7 protein-coding genes are annotated in these 20,798 nt (G+C 30.6%); 2 read left to right on the top strand and 5 right to left on the bottom strand.

Going from position 1 to position 20,798, the window contains the following annotated elements:
- Window positions 1–1,913: 1,913 nt before the first annotated feature.
- The 3 genes from cdaA to queD all read right to left on the bottom strand — a co-directional run bounded on the left by cdaA (window position 1,914) and on the right by queD (window position 5,584).
- Entirely contained in the window at window positions 1,914–2,810 is an 897-nt protein-coding gene (gene cdaA, locus P3F56_RS07620; protein WP_281152296.1) for a diadenylate cyclase CdaA, read from the bottom strand.
- A gap of 58 nt (window positions 2,811–2,868) precedes the next feature.
- A complete protein-coding gene (gene lysA, locus P3F56_RS07615) occupies window positions 2,869–4,293 on the bottom strand; it encodes a diaminopimelate decarboxylase (protein ID WP_281152295.1) in 1,425 nt (474 codons plus the stop codon).
- Between the two features lie 883 nt (window positions 4,294–5,176).
- Window positions 5,177–5,584: a 6-carboxytetrahydropterin synthase QueD gene (gene queD, locus P3F56_RS07610; RefSeq protein ID WP_281152294.1), complete on the bottom strand. Its 408-nt coding sequence runs from the start codon at window positions 5,582–5,584 to the stop codon at window positions 5,177–5,179.
- Between the two features lie 181 nt (window positions 5,585–5,765).
- Between queD and P3F56_RS07605 the strand changes: the two genes are divergently transcribed.
- On the top strand, window positions 5,766–6,611 hold the full coding sequence (locus P3F56_RS07605; RefSeq protein ID WP_281152293.1) for a M48 family metallopeptidase: 846 nt from the start codon (window positions 5,766–5,768) through the stop codon (window positions 6,609–6,611).
- 1,580 nt (window positions 6,612–8,191) lie between these two features.
- Here the strand turns inward: P3F56_RS07605 and P3F56_RS07600 are convergent.
- A complete protein-coding gene (locus P3F56_RS07600) occupies window positions 8,192–9,538 on the bottom strand; it encodes a Mur ligase family protein (protein WP_281152292.1) in 1,347 nt (448 codons plus the stop codon).
- 1,330 nt (window positions 9,539–10,868) lie between these two features.
- On the opposite strand from P3F56_RS07600, the gene polA reads away from it, so the two are divergent.
- The gene (gene polA / locus P3F56_RS07595) at window positions 10,869–13,802 is read left to right on the top strand and encodes a DNA polymerase I (RefSeq protein ID WP_281152291.1); all 2,934 of its coding nucleotides are present in this window, start codon (window positions 10,869–10,871) and stop codon (window positions 13,800–13,802) included.
- A 749-nt stretch (window positions 13,803–14,551) separates the two neighbouring features.
- Here polA and ileS read toward each other — a convergent pair.
- Window positions 14,552–17,431: an isoleucine--tRNA ligase gene (gene ileS, locus P3F56_RS07590; RefSeq protein ID WP_281152290.1), complete on the bottom strand. Its 2,880-nt coding sequence runs from the start codon at window positions 17,429–17,431 to the stop codon at window positions 14,552–14,554.
- Window positions 17,432–20,798 lie beyond the last annotated feature (3,367 nt).

Raw genomic sequence — 20,798 nt, 5'->3', positions numbered from 1 at the left:
TTTTCGAACAAATAGATTAAATATTAATTTGTATTGATCATTTTGTAGCTATTCAGTAAACTTCTTCAAAATAATAAATTGACTATAAAAACTCATGAACTTAATGTTTATCTATTAAGGTCTATAATCTGTCTGTTGGCTCTAATTTTGAAAAGTAATCTGGCTTCTCTAGTAATGTCTAAAAACACTTTTTTATTTTCAAAATAAATACAATCTAGGATAATCTTATATCAAGAAAACTTCCATAAAATTTTTCTATGTTTTTGGATAAATATTTGTTGCTTCAACTCAGTTATTTCATGTTTATTTTTAATATTTAATTAAACTTTTTTTAGGTTATAAGTTTAACAAACTAATACACATATTACATCAACAGCACTAGTTTACCATAGCAGTCAGTCATTATTAAATGAGAATCTAAATTTTTGTTTATGATTCACTTTAATTCAGCTCTAAGTTGATTTTTTAAAAATTACTTTTAAAGATAAATATAAATCAATCTTTTTAAAAAAATCTTTTATTTTCCATATTTTAGTCTTACCCCTTGATAAAGGTATCTAAGCTTTTTTAAAAAATTTAATTCTTTTTAGTCTTAGACTTTTTAATTTTTTTCTATCCAACAAGCCATTTTTGGCATTCGTCTATCTGCTAGTCTTAATTTCAATTGATAAACTAACTTTTAAATTAGTTTATCAATTGAAATTTCTTGGTTATCTTTACCTCAAATTATTATGATTAATTTTTTAACCACTTTTTTCCTAAGTAATTATATTGTTTGAATTTTTTTTACTATAATCAAAGTTTATTACTGCAAAGAGCGCGCTATTTTGAAGATCTCTTTTTGAGATAGCTTTTAAAGTAATAGAGTTAAATAATTTATTTTAAACGTCGTCTTTATCTAGACTGTTTTCTTCTTGTTATAAGTAAGTCAATTTCCACAACTGTATTTATGCTGAAATAATTAGAAGCTTTGCAAGAGTTCTAAGTGAAATTAACAAGGTTAGTATAAAATTTTAAAAAATTAATTCTCTTAGATAAGAGTCAATAAACTAATTGAATTAATTTAAGTAATAGCGAATAAATAACATTTAATAAAAATAGTTAATTTTGGATAAAATAATATAGTAGAAACTATTAAATAGTAAAATAAAAAACTTTTGATCAGAAGTGAAAAAATGTTTAAACAAGAGCAATTATATAAAAAAAAGAAACTTTAAGTAAACAATACAACAAAGATTAAAATTAAATGAAGTGTACAAAAAATGTACACTTCATTTCAAAAATAGAGCAATTTAAATGATAAATTTAAAGCAAATTTTTAGAAGAAATTGTCCTAAATATCAAGACTCTTAAGTAAGATTAGCTGATTGACATCAAAATGTTCATTCACCGGACAAAAAAATTGTTAAATTATTTAACCATGCGTTGAGTTAGAGATATTGTGATCTATTTTGATCAAGGAAAAATTTAGGTAATAGTAGAATTTATTGATAAAAAATTAAATTGAAGTTAATTAATAGAAGAGCACATATACACAGAAAGTTTATCGATCTTTAACTTCAATATTTCCTAATTTGGTATTTTACTGGTTAGTTCTACATCATCAGTTCGGTATAACCACAACTATCAAATTGGCTGATTCAGGTATTAATACTACATAAGTTTGTTTGCTTGTACCTGTTAGTTGAAGTTTGATCAATTCTTAGAAAAAATTTTTGGCTTCACTGAACTTTTGACGCTAGAAAACTATAAGGCTGCAACATAGCATTATTTAGCAAAAATGTTAATAACAAGTAGACTATTAAAAACTTAAATGATTCTTGTATAAAGCTTTTAAGGCGTTAATATCAGGGTTTTATATGACAAGTTCGGTAGAACCTGATTGCTGGGTGTTACTAACTTATCAGTTATGATCACTTCCGATCATTTTGAGATCTCGAAGAAGCAAGTAAGTTTCGTATTTGTGAGCCAAGAGTACGACTTACAAGTCCCAAACCAGGTGCCACAGACTCTCGCTCGACAAGTAGAGAGAATTTTTCTTCGAGAAGTTCTTTTAACTTACTACTAGTCAGGGGACGATCAAGCGTTCCACCTTGGGCTAAAGAAATCGAGCCTGTTTCTTCAGAGACCACTACACATAAACAATTACCGACCCGTTCTGTAATGCCCATTGCTGATCGGTGTCGGGTTCCTAGTTGTCGATGGGCAGTTCGTTCGGATAGGGGTAAAATCACTCCTGCTGATACAATACGTGACCCACGAATAAAAATAGCTCCATCGTGTAAGAGAGTTTTCGGCTGAAAAATTGTCTGAAGTAATTCTTTCGAGACTTCGCCATTGAGGGGAACCCCTGGATTCACAAATACTCTTGTATCCACAGAAGCGATTGTTTCTAGCACCATTAATGCTCCTGTCCTATTTTGAGAAAGTTCTTTAACTGCATCAACAATTTCATCAACTACACTATCGGGCTTGGGAGTTGGACGTCGTCGTTGAAATAATTGCAGCATTTGTCCACGTCCCAATAATTCAAGAAATCGTCGGAATTCTCCCTGAAAAATTACTGCCATAGCAACAGCAGCCCCCAATACTAATTTATCCAGGACAACTTCGAGCAGCCTAAGTTGGAGCCTTTGGCTGATCACTTGTGCCAGCATTAGAATAATTAACCCTCGCACTATCCAGAGAGTACGACGTTCCCCAATGGCGAGAAGAATTAAATAAGTCAGCAGTAGCACCAATGCAATATCAATGCCATTGTGGATTAGCCCAGAGGGTATCCAGCGAGGGCCAGGAGTATCACCCGACATGATGGAGGATGGTAGAGATTAAGGATCAATCAAAATAACAAGCAATGAGGGACTTAATTTAAGACAGTAGCCTTTCAGGGAGGCGATCTTGACGAATTAGGTCATCAGGGGTTTCTCGTTTGATCACTAGATTAGCTTCTCCATCTTTAACTAAGACAGCAGCTGGTCTAGGCAGACGATTGTAATTAGAAGCCATACTATAGTTATAGGCTCCTGTTCCCATCACTACCAGAATATCCCCTGGTTGGGTTTGAGGCAACTGAGTATTCTTAATCAGGATATCTCCAGACTCACAATGTTTGCCCGCGATAGTGACAGTTTCTGTGCAGGTTTCTAACATTCGATTAGCTACTACCAGACAATAGAGCGATTGGTAGGTAATGGGACGAGGATTGTCAGACATTCCACCATCTACAGCCACATAGGTTCGCAGTTGAGGAATTTCTTTTCGACTGCCTATAGTATAGCCAGTGACACAGGCTGATCCTACTAAAGAACGTCCTGGTTCAGCGATGAGTTTAGGGTAGGGTAATTGATAACTATCACAGGCTTTCATTACAGATCGGCTTACTCCTTTAACCCATTGTTCTATACTGGGGGGATTGTCATCTTCCGTATAGCGAATGCCCAAACCTCCGCCAATATTCAATTCTTGTAAGACTAATCCATAACTTTGGGCTTTTTGAAACAACTCTACCATAAGTTCCCCTAAATCTTGATGGGGTTGTTCCTCAAAAATTTGAGAGCCAATATGAGCATGTAACCCCCGGCAATCAAGGCATGGTTGTTGACTAATATAGGTAAAAACGGTATCAAGCTGGTGGAGATCAAAGCCAAATTTGCTGTCTATATGTCCTGTACGAATATACTCATGGGTATGACATTCAATTCCTGGGGCTAAGCGCACGAGGATGGGAATACTCATGGAAGCAGTTTCATTGCCTAGTTTAGCTAGAGTCTCTAACTCAAGCCAATTGTCAACAATAATAGTGCAACTAACCTCAATAGCTAGTTTTAGTTCTGCCAGGGACTTATTATTGCCATGAAAGTAAATCTGTTGGGCAATTTGTTCGGAAGTACGTCCCATTTTCTCTAAAGCATTGAGGGTAGTATACAGTTCTCCCTCCGATACAACATCAAACCCTAACCCTTCACTAGCAACAATACTGGCAATGGCTAGGCAACTCCAAGCTTTGGAGGCATAAATGACTTGAGAAGGTCCTTGATAGTGACAGTTAAAAGCTTCTCGATATTGACGACAGGCACTTCGGAGAGTTACTTCATCGAGAACATAAAGAGGAGAACCAAATTGTTTAACTAGGGTCTTAAGATCGCAACCGCCAATTTCCAAGCAATTATGATTATTGAGCTTGGCGGTTAGGGGAAATAATGACTGGTTTGGTGATCGCTCACCCTGTTCTAGAGTTTCTCTCTCTAAATAGTATTGCCCTGAATGGCTTTTCCTTTGCTCTGTCGATAACATAGTTCACGGTTGATCGATGGATATTAATATTTAAAGTTTAGTCTTAAGTAAGACTAAAGGAAGAAATTTAACAAGCGTCTTCTCACATAAACCCCCCAGAGGTTTACAATCTAATCGACGCTAAGACTCCCTGTATCTAGTCTACAATTGAATCTCTTGTGTGGTTGTTGGGATTTTATTAACTTCTTACTATCTAGCCCTCTTCGTATGCTTTATCTTATGTCCTCCCCAGTAATTCTTCCAAAAACTTTTCATTAGGTGTATTACACTGCATCTGCTCTTACTCTTAAGAGTAACGTAAGAATTGCCCTTACGAAGAAGGAGCTTGGACCTCCTTTAAAATTAGCTAGTAAGAAGAGGGAAAGCCAGAACATAAAAATTATCTGCAGTTTAGATTAGGAGGAGAAGTACTCGATTAGAAGGTTTGTTTTAATTTGACTATTTTTGTATCACTTATATAACTTAGCTAAATCGTCAAGCTTGGTGTCAATATTGAGGATAACTTATCAATAAATGTACTTAATAAAACTTCAGCAAGTCCATTTTATTGTCCTCGCGTAGCTATTTTTATCTTAGTAATTTATTTTTTAACTAAAAGATCTGGGGGTTAGAATAGATAAGGAACTTCCTGACACTGATCTCTTGATTTTGAAGATATAGAATTAACTAACTAAATCAAAGAATTATAAAATTTTTCTTTGATTTATAGTTTTTCCTCACAGTAGAGGACCATCTTGAGTTAAGAAACATGAGTAAAGAAATAGAGAATAATACAAAACAATCAGTAACTAAATAACACAGATACAAGAAACAGGTTTTTAATAGTAATTAAACCTGTTTTTTTATCAAGCTAAACCAATTTGTAATTTAACTATCAGTTTGGTCAATTTCCTTTAGTGAATCTCGCTCCAGCAGTGCAAGTTTCTTGAATTTCTACCCCTTGCAGTCCTTGCAGTCCTGCTAATTCAAGTTTCTCAAAAATCCATTTGGCGATCACTTCGCAGGTGGGGCTTTCTAGTTTCATAGTTTCGTTAAGGTAGTAATGATCTAAAAACTGCTCCAATAGGGGGTTTAAATACTTCTTGATATCTTCAAAGTCAATAACCATCCCTTGTTTAGCCCCTTCTTGAATCAAGTTATCGCTTTTAACGTAAACCCGTCCTATCCAACTATGACCATGAAGACGACAACATTTACCGCCGTGGTGGGGCAACCGATGGGCAGCCTCAAAGCGAAACTCTTTATAAATTAACCAATTATCAATATTCATATCAATGAGTGGGACTTTCATTAACGTTGATTGTAAAGAATAAACAAGATCAAACTCGTGATAGACATAATTTTACCTTGATCAAATTCAGAGTAGACAATACAGTAGGTGTAACACCTGAACCATTATGAACTTAGTGAAGAGCAATAATACTAGAAATAACTGATTCCTTCACTTTATCTAACTTATTAGCTTACTTAAAATGATTAGAGTTTTTTTTCGTCGCCATCGCTCCTGGGTTTATTTTTACCTTTCTTTCTTAGTGATAACCTTCGTTATTCTAACCAATATTCAACCAAGTTATAGTCAGTCTTGGTTAAATTTACTTTTCCAAGGAGTACAAGTAATTCAATTCACTACCATGTCTGATTCCCAAGAAGTGCAACTTGCCCAACAAATTAATGATGAACTGATTCGTTCGGGTCAGTTTCGCATCTCCCAAAACCCTCAGTTAAATCAAACTATTAAACGTATTGGACAACGGTTAGCCCCCACGAGTGGACGTCCTAACCTTCCTTATACTTTTCAGGTAGTTGATGATACATCTATCAATGCTTTTGCGACAATGGGAGGGTTTGTTTATATTAATACGGGGTTAATTGCAGCCGCAGAAAACGAAGCCGAATTAGCCAGTGTAGTTGCTCATGAAGTTGCTCACATTACTGCTCGTCACTCTATCACTCAAATGCGCGATATTGCTCTTTCTCAAGGGTTAATGTCAGCGGCTGGGTTAAGTGAAAATACAATTGTTCAATTGGGAGTACAATTAGGGGTCAATCTTCCTCACAGTAGAAAGGACGAATTAAAGGCGGATCAATTAGGTTTAAGAAACTTGATAAGTGCTGGATATGCCCCCATTGGGATGGTCACTTTTATGCAGAAATTAATGCAAAACAATGGACCTTTTGCTGCTGACTTTTTAAGTACCCATCCAGCTACGTCAGATAGATTGAGAGCATTAAACAGAGCCGTTGATGATCAACGACCATATCAAGGGGATGGTCTAGACAATCAAGCCTATCAACAAAATGTTCGTCGTTTTTTGTAAAAGTGTAGCTTAACTAAATAATTAAGATAATCATCAACTGCCTACTTTGTTCTGTCATCTATTTTCTTAAATTCTTTAAAGTTTACATGGACAGACTATAGATAGAGTTTATTTTTGACGAAACATAATAATCTTGTTCACGTTTTGATTTGCTTCCTCATAGAATTACTTTGTAACGGAAGATTTTTCACCGCATTACTGCTAAAAATTTTCTTCTCAACAAAATAGCTTTAATTCTTAATGTTGCCATTAAGAATTAAAGCTATTTTGTACTCTTCCAAAAAATTTGAGTAAGTTCGTATATACCCTGCACTTCCGTTGATGTATTTTTTTAAGTGAATTTATTTCTGTGATAATGATCTCTACCTAAAACTATTTAGTAGTTGAGATATCGATTAGTTCTAGTACTTAATATGTTTTTAACTCTTGTGCCACGAGCTAAACAATATTGACCGGCAAAATAAAAAGATAAATAGCTATAAATAAATGTAAACAACTTTTTAAGCTCTTTTTAAAAACTTATCGAAAGATCTAAAAATCACTCTATTTATTAAGTAATTTATCTAAAAATTATAGTTATACTAAACCGATAATGTAGAGTTAACTAAATTAAATGTAAGGTCAATAAACTTAAGAATTAAAAATTTATAAAATTTCTAGTTCTACCAGCTCTCCTCTTAATCAACTTCCATTTATTACTAATTTCTTCTACTATTTTTTTAGTTATTTTTTTGTGAAAAAAGATAATAATTTCTCTTGATTAAATGCTCAACTTAATTATTTTCTACTTTTTTAGATACAATAAATAAGTTTGTGACACTAATCAGTTAATCTCAATAGCCCTGATATTTAGTTTCAGATTTTTTTAAAAATTGTTCTAATTTTTTATGAATACTAAAAATGTCTAATTTACTTTATTTAAACCTAATAATATTTTTACTCTGCTTTACTCTTATATAAATTTATTTATACCAGGAAATTTTGAACCTTCTATCAGCGGTAAACTTCTTTCTATTCTTAAAACTTAGTTGTCGTTTAAATAGCTTTTAATTGCCAAAAAGTTATTGTTATTTTTATTTATTATCGAAGATAACTATAACCTTTTTATTTGAGATAAAATAGAAATTTTTGTAGTTTTTTTGTAAACTTTTTATTTTTAAAAAAACATATTTTTAATAAAAAAATAGGATTAAACGTCTCTTGTTGAGATAACTAAGCAACATTTATTTAGAGAATAATAAAGAGATTAATATTTTCTTTTTTTCAAAGAAAATATTATGGATATATGTCACATTTTTGAAGTAAATTAACTTAATGATTGATTTTTATCTTTAATTTTTTTCTGAGTAAAAGTTAAATAATTAGTATTTTGACTATATTTTATTAGAGTCATGCTCTAGTTTAGATCACAATGAATATGATTGAGTTCGTACTCACTTGTATCAAGATAAGATGGCAGCAAACGTGTTCCATCCTATAAATTAGGTTATGGAGAAAAGGCTAACTTAAGTAAATTTTTAAAAATTAAATTTCATTATTCAAATTTTTATGAAAAAAGAAGATTAGTTTGACTAATTTATTCAGAGAATTTGACGACCTATTAAAATACCTCGTACTTCTAACATAGCAGAATAAGTAGGGATAATATGCAAGGTTCCATTAGAGGGAGTTAGAGTTAAAGCAGTTTTAATAGCTTCTTTTAAGTCCTCTTTTACAATTAATTTAACTGAATTTTGATGATTAGTAAGAGTCTCTTGGCTATATACTAATCTTAGTGCCATGTCATAGACACGATCTCCACTAACAATTAAAGTCCCTCCTAGATTAATTAATTTTTCCGTATCTACATCCCAAATCCAAGAAACATCGGTTCCATCGGGTATGCGATCATTTAAGACCATTAAAGTTATAGAAGCCTTTTCCGTTACTTTTAAGTCATTAACAGTACGTATTATCTCATTCATTCCTACAGGATTTTTTGATAATAAAATGCGGATATTTTTGCCATCAATAGTCAATTCTTCTGACCGTCCAAAAGCTGCTCTGAAGTCTTTAATACTGTCAAAAATATGTGCCATCTCAATTCCTAATTCTTGAGCAACTAATCCAGCTGCCAAAGTATTATATTTGTTGTAAACTCCAACCAGGATTTGTGGCCAAGCTTTGCTAGAAAAGGCAGTTTTACTTTTCGTAAATCCACAACTAGGACAATTGAAATCACCCAAATGAGAGAGATAAATCCCTTGATAATCGAGAGTATAACCACAATTAGGACAGTAAATAGAATCAACTGCGTGAGGAATTTCTTCAAGATATAAGTCTGGCTCACTTAAGCCAAAATAACGTACTTTTTGCGATAATTGCTGTCCTAAATGGGAGAGAGTTGGATCATCCGCATTGAGAATAACAGTAGTGTTAGGAGGAAGGAGAGCGAACGCCCTTAGCCATAGTTGACTAATAGTATCAACTTCTCCATAACGATCAAGTTGATCTCGAAACAAATTCAACCCTAAAATTATGCGAGGTTGACATTCTTTAAGTAATAAAGATACGATATTTTCATCAACTTCTAAAATTGCATAGTCGACTGTCAATTGACCAATTAAATTGGTATTATTTAACAGAGCAGTGACCAAGCCATTAATTAAATTAGCCCCAGTATCATTATGAGCAACTTTTAAGCCTTGGTTTTCAAGGATGGTTCGTAATAATAGGGACGTGGTAGTTTTTCCATTGGTTCCTACTACCAGAATAACTCCTTGTTTGACCTGTTCACACAGCAAGGATAATAGTTTGGAATGAAAGCGACGGGCGATTGCTCCAGGTAGAACGCTGGCCGCCCCTAAATTCAACAAGCGAACTACAGCGGTGACTGTCTTAGCGACTGCCACTGCTAACCCTAAACGAATACGGTCAACTTGATTCATCAGTCTTTTACAATTAATATCTATCTGCTCTCTGAATTATGAACGATTAGAGGGAAATTGTTAAGAGCATTGGAATCAAGACCTATTTTAAATCTTGTGAGCTTCTATAACACTCGGTATTATGAATTAGGATATTAATAGAGTTATAAAACTGTATAGTTCAATCCACTGTCTATCTCACAGTGGTATCAGAAGATTCTCTTCATACTGCTTTTTTTCAAAACTCATTATACCGAACTATTTAATGTAGACTAAACTGGTGAGATTTTTAATCGAGAAATTTCGGAACTAGAAAATTTGCTAATTTTTTAGTTCCATGATCTCTCTTCTTCATAAACTTTAATTCATTATTAACGTCTTACTATTGTTCCTTTAGTTTTTTAGTCTAAAACAGGTAATTTTTTCTCTAAACTCAACGCTTAACTTAATCAGTTTATAGCTTTTAAGCTACAATAAATATTTTTTTTGATACCAATCAGCTGATTTCAATAATTTTGATAAAAAATCATAAAAAATTCTTTTTTATGAAATGTACTTTTGAGAAAACTAATTAATTTTTATAGGTCCATATATAATTTAACTTTTCGGTTGAACATTTTCTAGAAGTTATCTAAATTAAGCCTTAACTCATTTCATCAGATAGAATCTATCCGTTATCACTTCAGCTTGTGAAATTAACATGAATTTATTCTCAATATTCTTGTAGATTTTTAAAAATCTAGATTAATCTTTTCAAAATTAGTCAAAACTTTTTTATGCCAAAATTTTAGTTATTCTACTATTTTTTCAGATTTCTTTATTTCTATAGTGACTACACTCATTAATTTATATAAATCAGCAATACGTCATTACTTTTTTTTCTTTAATTACAGCAATTTTATTAGTTACTAACTATTTCGATTTCTAAGATTTTTATATTTGTAATTATTTACATATTTTTTTAGCATTATTTCTATTTCTTCTTTATTAAGAAAGCTATATTTTTAATCTTATTACTTAGATGTCATAAATATAATTATAATGGAGATGTTGATATTAACGTAATTTAATTACAACACAAGATATCTAATAATATTATTCATTTGATGAATATAGCCTTTAATAAGTTTTTTATTAAAAAATAAACTTTGTATTTATATTTTCAATCTTTACTTAATATGTTGATAAAAAATATGTTAAATTAACTAAGCTGTAAGAGTTTAAACTGGTGATTTAGTCATTTATTTAAGCTAATTTTTATATTTTTTATAACTTATTAAGTCAATCTAATAAAAATTATCCTGAAAAAAAATACGTTAAAATTAAAAGAGACCAATATACATTTTTTATAATGCAGGATCAGCAATCTTTACCACTTTTTATTCTTATTGATGGTCATTCTCTAGCGTTTCGGGCTTATTATGCCTTGGCTAAAGCTAGACATGGTCCTCTACATACTTCTACAGGAATTCCTACTAGTGTTTGTTTTGGATTTTTAAATTCGTTAATTCAAGTTATTACAGATCAAAAACCTCAATATCTAGCCATTGCTTTTGATCTACAAGAACCTACTTTTCGCCATAAAGCTGATGCTAACTATAAGGCAGATCGTAAAGAAACTCCTGAAGATTTTATTCGTGATCTTGAAAATCTTCAAGAATTATTAAAGGCTTTAAATATAACAATTGTAACTTATCCCGGTTATGAAGCGGATGATGTGTTGGGAACTTTAGCTAACCAAGGAAGTAAATCAGGATATCAAGTTAAAATTCTAAGCGGTGATCGCGATCTTTTTCAATTGGTTGATGAAAGTAAAAATATTAGTGTTTTATATTTAGAAAGAAATGCAGTAAGAAGTCTATCATCTGAAGGTTATACAGAATTTAATTCTAAAGCTGTAGAAGTAAAACTAGGAGTAAAACCAACTCAGGTGATTGATTATAAAGCGCTATGTGGAGATAGATCGGATAGTATTCCAGGAGTTAAGGGAATTGGAGATAAAACAGCTGTAAAATTTTTAAAAAAATACGGTAATCTGCAAGGGATTTATGGTAATTTAGATCAGATAAAAGGTGCGAATAATAAAAAACTAAGAGAAGGAATGAAAGATGCAGAACACTCTCGTCATCTAGCTGCAATTATCACTGATATCCCGATTGAAATTGATTTAACCCAGTGCAAGTTAAAAGGATTTAACCTCTCTTCCCTGCAAATAATATTACAAAGACTAGAACTTAATAAGTTTTTAAAAGAAATTAATCAGATAAAGAATATTTTTGAGATAAAAGAACAAGTTTTTCACTATTCTAATCAAGATATCTTCAAAAAAAAGCACGAAAATAAACCTAGACAACTATCTTTATTTCCCGGTCAAAAGTTAGTTGAAAGTTCTGCTGAATTAATCACTAAAGACAATCTTAATTCATCTCAAATAAATCCTGAAACTATTACAAATTTAGAGCAGTTAAATAACTTGGTTGACCGACTTAAACAATATATAGGATCTCAACATTTTATTGCTTGGGATACTGAAACAACCTCATTAGAACCTAGGGATGCAGAATTAGTGGGAATTGGTTGTTGTTGGGGTCATAAAATCACAGACATAGCTTATATTCCTACGGGACATACAAACGGTATCCAACTTAAAAAAAAGGTAGTTTTAGAAAAATTACGACCAATTTTTGAAAACGAGCAATATGCTAAAGTTTTTCAAAATACGAAATTTGACCGTTTGGTTTTATACCATCAAGGAATTAAACTAACCGGTGTGGTGTTTGACACGATGTTAGCCAGTTATGTTTTACATTCTGAAATGAGTCATAATCTGAGTGATTTATGTCATCGATATTTACCTGAAATTATTCCACAGAGTTACAAAGAATTAGGGATTTTAAAAGGGAAAACTATTGCTAGTTTAGATATTAAAACTGTTGCTAATTATTGTGGAATGGATGCTTATATTACTTATTCGTTAGTCAATAAATTACAAGGAGAATTAAAATCGATTGAAACTTTAAAAAAATTACTCATAGAAGTAGAACAACCCTTAGAATCTGTCTTAGCAGTTATGGAAAATACAGGAGTTCGTATTGATACCAATTATTTGCAGGAACTGTCTCAACAATTACAACAAGACTTGGAATCGATTGAACAACAAGTATACCAAGAAGCAGGGGAAAAATTTAATTTAGGTTCTCCCAAACAACTTGCAGAAATTTTATTTGAAAAACTAGACTTAAATCGTAAGAAATCCCGTAAAATCAAAATTGGGTATTCTACTGATCATGCTACCTTAGAAAAACTACAAGGAGATCATCCGATTATTGATTATATTTTAGAACATCGTACTTTATCCAAATTAAAATCAACTTATGTAGATGCTTTGCCTGCATTAGTTCGTGATGATACCCAACGAATTCACACTAACTTTAATCAAACAGTGACAGCAACCGGAAGGCTATCTTCTTCCAATCCTAACTTACAAAATATTCCCATTCGTTCTCAATTTTCTCGTCAGCTTCGTAAAGTATTTATTCCAAAAGAAAATTGGTTGTTAGTGTCAGCAGATTATTCACAAATTGAACTGAGAATTCTAGCACATTTAAGTCAAGAATCTGTCTTATTGGAAGCATACCAAAATGGTCAGGACGTTCATACTGTAACGGCTAAACTTTTATTTAATAAAGAAACTATTACCCCAAAAGAAAGGAATCTAGGTAAGACAATTAATTTTGGGGTTATTTATGGAATGGGTGCTCAAAGATTTGCTAGAGAGGCAGGAGTTACAGTCGCAGAAGGAAAAACATTTATTGATAAGTACCATCAGCGATATGCTAGGGTATTTGAATTTTTAGAAAAAACAAAAAAAGAAGCAATTACCAAGGGGTTTGTAACCACTATCTTAGGAAGAAGACGATACTTTAATTTTGTTACATACAGTTTGCAAAAGCTTAAAGGGACTAATCCTAAAAATATTAATTTAAACGAGTTACATCTAAATTATACAGATGCTAGATCATTACGTGCTGCGGCTAATGCACCAATTCAAGGATCAAGTGCTGATATTATTAAAGTTGCTATGATTAAAATACAGAAAATTTTAAGTCATTATCAAGCCAACTTATTATTACAAGTTCATGATGAATTAATTTTTGAAGTTCCTCCAGAGGAATTGGATGAATTACAAGAAAAAATTAAAAAAACTATGGAGAATGCTCTTATTTTAACAGTTCCTTTAGTGGTTGATATTTATTCAGGTAACAATTGGATGGAAGCAAAATGAATATTATGGGCAATTATGATAAGTTATTTTCTTATAAAATAAAATCGACATAGTTATTAGAGTTAAATTAACTACGATATAGAATTTATTACTCTGTTGAAGTATAACGAAGAAAGTTGTTTATTTAAAACCTAATTAAGATATTTTCTAAAAATTTATCTAAATACAATAAAATTTTAGCTTACTTGATTCTATTAGCTGATTTTAACTATTGATCAATATTAACTAGTTTTAAATATTCGTTAAGAGATTGAATTTTATGTTTTTTTAGCAAAACCAATTATTTATCTATAAATAGATTTACTCTGTTTAATTTTAGTTTTTAAACTAACTTTTGATGTTTATTTATTGAATATATTCTGCAGTGTTTAATTTTTAAGACATTATTATTCTCTAATAACGAGAATTTATAAAATTTATATTTGTCTATTTATTATATTGAATTTTAAACCCTATAAAATAGTTAGTTTAGACGCACTATGAGTCTTATAATTCTAAATTAATTTAGTAAATTTAACGGACTATTATCAATTTAATAAAACATTAATTTTAATTACTCAGTATGACTATTTTTCCTGATTAATCTAATTTTTTAAAAAAAGTAATATTAAAATATTTGCAGTTTATATTTAATTGATTCAAAAAATATCTTTCCTCTTTTTTATTAGTAGTATTTTATAGGTTAATATTTGTTTTATTTCCCCTAAAAATAAGGTGTGCTAACTCGATTAACGCACCTTAAGTAATTTTTAAAATTTACCCACTAATGCAGCGTTACATCGTTCACAAATGGTTGGATTATCAGTAAATTCTCCTACTTTTGTTGAGTAGTTCCAGCAGCGATCACATTTTTGTCCATCTGCTTTAATCACCCCAACAGAAACTAATTTAGACTTACTTTGATACTCTGTTTTTTGAATATCTTCAATACTATCAACTAATTCTACTTGAGAAGCTAATAATAAATAGCGCAATTCATCTACTTGATTGCTCGTTAAAATATCATTAGAATCAAACAGTCTTAAATGCTTTCTCAAGTCTTGGTCCGACACATAAAGTAGCACCTTTGCATCCAGAGAAGACCCTACTGCTTTCTCTTTTCTAGCTTGTTCCATTACTTGATTGACTTCACTACGGATCAGCTGTAATTTTTCCCAGAAATCTCTTAATTCTGGTCGTTCCCAGTCTTCTTTTAGCTCTATCCATCCTGACTGAAAAACAGACTTATATGAAGTCTTATAGGGCAAAAATTGCCATATATCTTCAGCCATATGACATAATACGGGAGCGATCGCTTTAGCTAAATTTTCCAGGATGACTTTCAACACCGTTTGACAACTGCGGCGACGCAATGCATCAGGATGGGAAATATAGAGTCTGTCTTTGGCAATATCCAGATAAAAATTAGATAGATCTACGACACAGAAATTCTGAACTGTTTGAAAGAAACGAAAAAATTGAAATTTTTCAAACGCATCAGTTACCTCTGCAAAAACATCAGTGATGCGGTGTAGCATATATTGATCTAACTTTGGCAATTCTAAGTAAGTAACTGTATCTTTCTCTGGGTCAAAATCATTTAAGTTACCTAATATAAATCTGGTTGTATTACGTATTTTTCGATAGGTATCTGACAGTTGTTTTATGATATTTTGACCAATAAGTACATCAGAAGAATAGTCAACAGATGATACCCATAAACGTAGTACATCGGCACCATAAGGGGGGTTTATTTTCTGATCTATTCCTCCATTTATAATTATAAAAGGATCAATAATATTTCCCAAAGATTTACTCATTTTATACCCTTTTTCATCTAAGACAAAACCATGGGTTAATACCGTTTTATAGGGAGCAATTCCATTCACAGCAACACTAGTTAATAAACTTGATTGAAACCATCCTCGATGTTGATCGGTCCCTTCTAAATAAATATCTGCTGGATACTTTAATTCTTCTCGTTGTTTTGCTACTGCTGCCCAAGAGGAACCAGAATCAAACCAAACGTCCATTGTATCAGTTCCTTTACGATACTTATGCGCATCTTGGCTATATTTATTTGGTAGCAATTCCTCAACAGAAAGTTTCCACCAAGCATCAGAACCTTTTTCTAAAAAAATAGTTTGTACATGATTAATAGTCTCTTCTGTTAATAAAGGTTTGTTAGTTTCTTCGTTATAAAAAACGGGAATAGGAACTCCCCAATTACGCTGACGAGAAATACACCAATCTGAGCGATCACCCACCATATGAGTAATGCGATTTTCTCCTTGTTGTGGAATCCAATTAACAGATTTTATTGCCTCTAAAGCAGCTTTACGAAATCCTTCTACTGAGGCAAACCATTGTTCTGTAGCACGAAATATCGTTGGTTTTTTTGTCCGCCAATCATAGGGATATTTATGTATATAAAGTTCTTCTTTTAGTAGAAATCCTCGATTTTTTAATTCATTAATAATAGCTCTGTTAGCATCTTTCAGAACATTTAATCCTGCAAATTGTCCCGCTTCTTCTGTAAAGTTTCCTTGCTCGTCTACTGGAGATAAAATCTTCAAGCCATACCGTTGACCAACCATATAATCTTCTTGTCCATGACCAGGTGCGGTATGGACTAAACCTGTTCCTGATTCTGTAGTAACATAGTCCCCTCCGATGACAATTTCACTTTCTCGATCATACAAAGGATGGCGATAAACAGTATGTTCTAAAGCCTTTCCTTGAAGAGTTATTTTAACTTTTAGGGAAGTTTCAAAAGTTTCCGATAACTGTTCCACTAAATCGGCTGCAACAATGAGGTATTGATAGTTACAGATATCAGAAGTTAGTTCAACAACAGCATAGGTTAGATCGGGATTAAGGGCAACAGCTAAATTACCAGGAAGAGTCCAAGGGGTAGTTGTCCAAATAGCGACTCCCAAGTTAGAGAGAAACGGACCTAAAATCTCTTGAGCAACTTTCGAAGATTTAGTAACAGGAAACGCGGCAAAAACACTCTGGGAAGTATGACCTTCAGGATATTCTAATTCTGCTTCAGCCAATGCAGTCCGAGAACTAGGACTCCAGTGAACAGGTTTAAGTCCTCGATATATATAACCTTTAAGTGCCATTTCACCAAACACCCCAACCTGTGCGCCCTCGTATTCAGGAGTTAGGGTTAAATAAGGGTTTTTCCAGTCTCCCCAAATTCCATATCTTTTAAAACTTTCTGCCTGTTTCTGTTGGGTTTTAAGAGCAAAATCACGGGCTTTTTGGCGAAGTTTAAGAGGAGTTAAACTCTCCCGTTCTTTGGATTTCATACTTTGCAACACTTTTAATTCAATGGGGAGTCCATGACAGTCCCACCCTGGAACATAGCGAACTTTATGACCCCGCAATAGCTTGTATTTATTTATGATGTCCTTGAGAATTTTGTTTAATGCATGACCCATGTGAAGAGACCCATTAGCGTAGGGTGGTCCATCATGGAGAATGAATAGTTCTCCTGGATTATTGAGCGACATATGTTCATAAATTTTGTTTTCTGACCAAAATTTTTGTAATTCTAGCTCACGCTTTACGGCATTAGCGCGCATACTAAAGTCAGTCTGGGGTAAGTTGACGGTATTCTTGTAGCTTTTGGGTTCTGTCACTGCGATAATAACAATTTCTGTATTAGGTTACTATCTCTAATGATATTACAAGGGAAAAGTTATCTATATTTATCAAACTTAATCTCTTAAGTTGTGATGAGGCGGATGTATATCCTCTTAATAATTAAATCGATACCTAACCTCTGAAATCAGACTAAACTCTATATATCCAGCTTTTATTAGAGTCTATGGAATTAAATAAAAGAATAATTGTGTCTTCTATATCCAAATAGAATGTTTGTATTGTATCTGTTTGTACAAACAATTATCTACCTTTTCATCTTCATGTCATCAAGGTTATGGAATGTTAAACGTTTTTTATGGCCAAGATAGATGGAAATTTATAGATCTTTTTGATTTAACGGAGGAAAGGCTTTTAAAAAACATGTAAACAAGAGAATTGGGAAAACTATCTAACCATTCTGAATTACAGAGTCAATCAGCGTATCGCCATAAGCAAGTAAAATAAACTATTTTTAGATTTAATGGATAGCAATACACTTTTTTCTCTTAACCTAATTCATAAATTAGCTAGTACAGAAGTCACTTCATAGAAAAAGATAAAAGCCTTGAAAAACAATGAAAAAAAAAGAAGGATGCCTGGGAAAAAATATTTTTATCTAATCTAGATTAATTTTTAATATAGATTAATAATTATCTATTTTAGACATGACGTTCATTATCAACTTAAATTATTTATGATATTGAATGTTAATTCAATTGAATTAACATTCAATATCATAAGGTAAATACCTTAGTTAAGATAAACAGAGAGCAGATAGTAAGCAACTTATTATTAGTTATAATAACTACTCTTTTCATTCTATATAATCAGTTCTTATTTAAAAAAACTGATTAAGCAATCGCAAGCTAGATAAATATGAACAATATAGCTATCATTTTTAATGGTTAAATTAAAATATAACAATTTAAGAAATATATAATATAGCAACTGTAAACAATCAAAATTACAATAGGTGTTAAAGAACAGCAGGAGGGAAGACTAGCTTATCTTATCACTCAAAATTAAGATTTTTTTTGTATAAATGGATATAAGTAATTAATTAAAAAGGCTAATTAAATGTTTTAAAAGCTTTGATATTTTAAATATTTAATCTGAATTAGAATCTAAAGTTAATAGTTAATTGTTTAATTTTTTATAAAGTCTATAAATTAAATTTATTTAGTTTATAGATTTTATATTTACTGTTTTATAAACATTAATTTCAAGTAATTAATTAAAGTTTTTGCAAAAGATTCCTTGGTAAAATATTTTATTTTCCATAATTTTTAGTTAAAAATTAACTTAATTAAATAATCTATTCATGTTTAAATATGTTGCCTATAGTTAACTTTAAATCAATAACTTAGCACCATTATTTACTACTAAAAATAGTCTAATTTTCTAATCAAATTCCATAGATATTGAATTTACAAAGCTAAATATTCAACGACTAATTATGCACCACTTAAATTGAGATAAAAGACTTTTATCAGATTAATAGATTCAGTATAATAACATCATTTTTTAAAGTATAAATTCTACAAAATAATTGTAACTGACTGGATTAGAAAATACTGTTTTCCCATAAAAAAACTTCACCATATAGAATTATTCAAATATTCAGTATTATAACTCACAAAAAGTAAAATTTTTCTTCTAGATTTTCTGAAATTATCTTTTAAAGAAGACATTCTTGATAAGATTGGTGACGTTTTATAAACCTGATTTGATTTTACTTTTTGTTTTTTGCTTAAATATTATTAATTTTTTAGGAAAATATATTTTCTCTTAATTTAACCTTGACATCTTTTTCAAAAAACTAGTATTTTAAAGATCTTTATATTTTTGTTTTGTGGCTTTTTTTTGATATCTAATTGAGCATTAACTTATTTTATTTAATGAAATATGATTACTACTACTTCAGCTTGTGGTATTAATTTATTTACCTTATTTTAATAAAGTTTTCCAGGAGTTAAACTAACTTCTTCAATTTTTATTGAAACTTATTTTTCCAAGTTTCTAGCTATTTTGCTATTTCTTAATATTTGGTAAGTTATGCATAACTACATAAGTAATTAGTAATAGTTAAAACAAAAATAATAGAAAACAATATCTAATAAATAATTACAATTAATATAATTTTTTAAAAAAAATTATTGAGGCATTTTCTATAAGGTCGTTTTCCTTTAGTTATTATAGAAAATAAAAATTGACAATAAGATATAAGATAAACTTTAATTTTGTCAATAAGACTAGCTGTTAAAGAAAATAATTTTTAATTATTTTCTTTAACAGCTAGTCTTATTTCAAATAAAATATTTTTTGTAGTTCTATCTAAATATTTAGATAGAACTACACATGTGATAAATATTAACTTTAATATCTATTTTTTGCAAGTGAGTACTTAATTATTGTAATATAATTTTATTATCATAACTGTTTCGTGAGATTAAGTTGTTATATTTTACTCGAAAAGAGTTTGTCTAACATAATGAGTTTTTTTATTCTGTTCATCACATTTTAATATCTAAAATCTTAATTAATAAAACTATGATTAATTTTAATAAATCTGCTAGTTATTGAGTTAATTAACTGATAATAATTTTTAGTCTCTATAATTTTAGTGAAAATATCTATAGAATACTACTTCATTTTTAAAAATCTTCACTTGAATCTATTAAAATTAAATCTGCTATAAACATTATTATATTTTTTCTAAGTTTTTTTGTATATATTTTTTGCTTCTTATTAGAACTATTAGAACTTAGCTATTCTGTGAATTTATTTACACATTAATCATATCTCATTTAACGAAAATTTTTCTTGCAAATAGATAAATTTGTCTTGAAAATAAAAATCTAGATTGATTTTTTTAAAAAATAACTATTATTCTGTAGTTTAAAATTTGACAATAAGTAAAGATAAATTTTTCTAAAATTAAAATTCTATTAGTTAAAATCAATTGGTATCTAATACTATTAAGACTAATTGATTCATAACATTGAGTTAAGTTTAATTTGATCAAGAAACAAAAAGTATTAAAGTGTTACCCATATAGCAATTATCGAAAATTCGCAAAGAAAGATTTCTTTATTTATTTAGGTTCTGTAATAGCAACAGATGATCAATAGACAGTTTGATTTTATAACTAAAAATTACCTAATATGTATTTTTTTCTACCTAATAATATTTACATCTTAGGTAACAATCAATATTTTAAACTTAAAATATTGATTGTGTAAAAATATCTTTTACATCATTAAAAAATGATATCTAAAAAGCAAAAAAAAGCTAATAAATAATAAACATTTAATAAATATTTTTTTATCTCAAGGCTAAATACCTAATTAACAACTACTCCAA

This window comes from cyanobacterium endosymbiont of Epithemia clementina EcSB, assembly GCF_029919255.1.
Taxonomy (GTDB): domain Bacteria; phylum Cyanobacteriota; class Cyanobacteriia; order Cyanobacteriales; family Microcystaceae; genus Rippkaea.
Note: the sequence above shows the minus strand (reverse complement) of the source record. Positions and strands in the feature narration are given on the sequence as shown.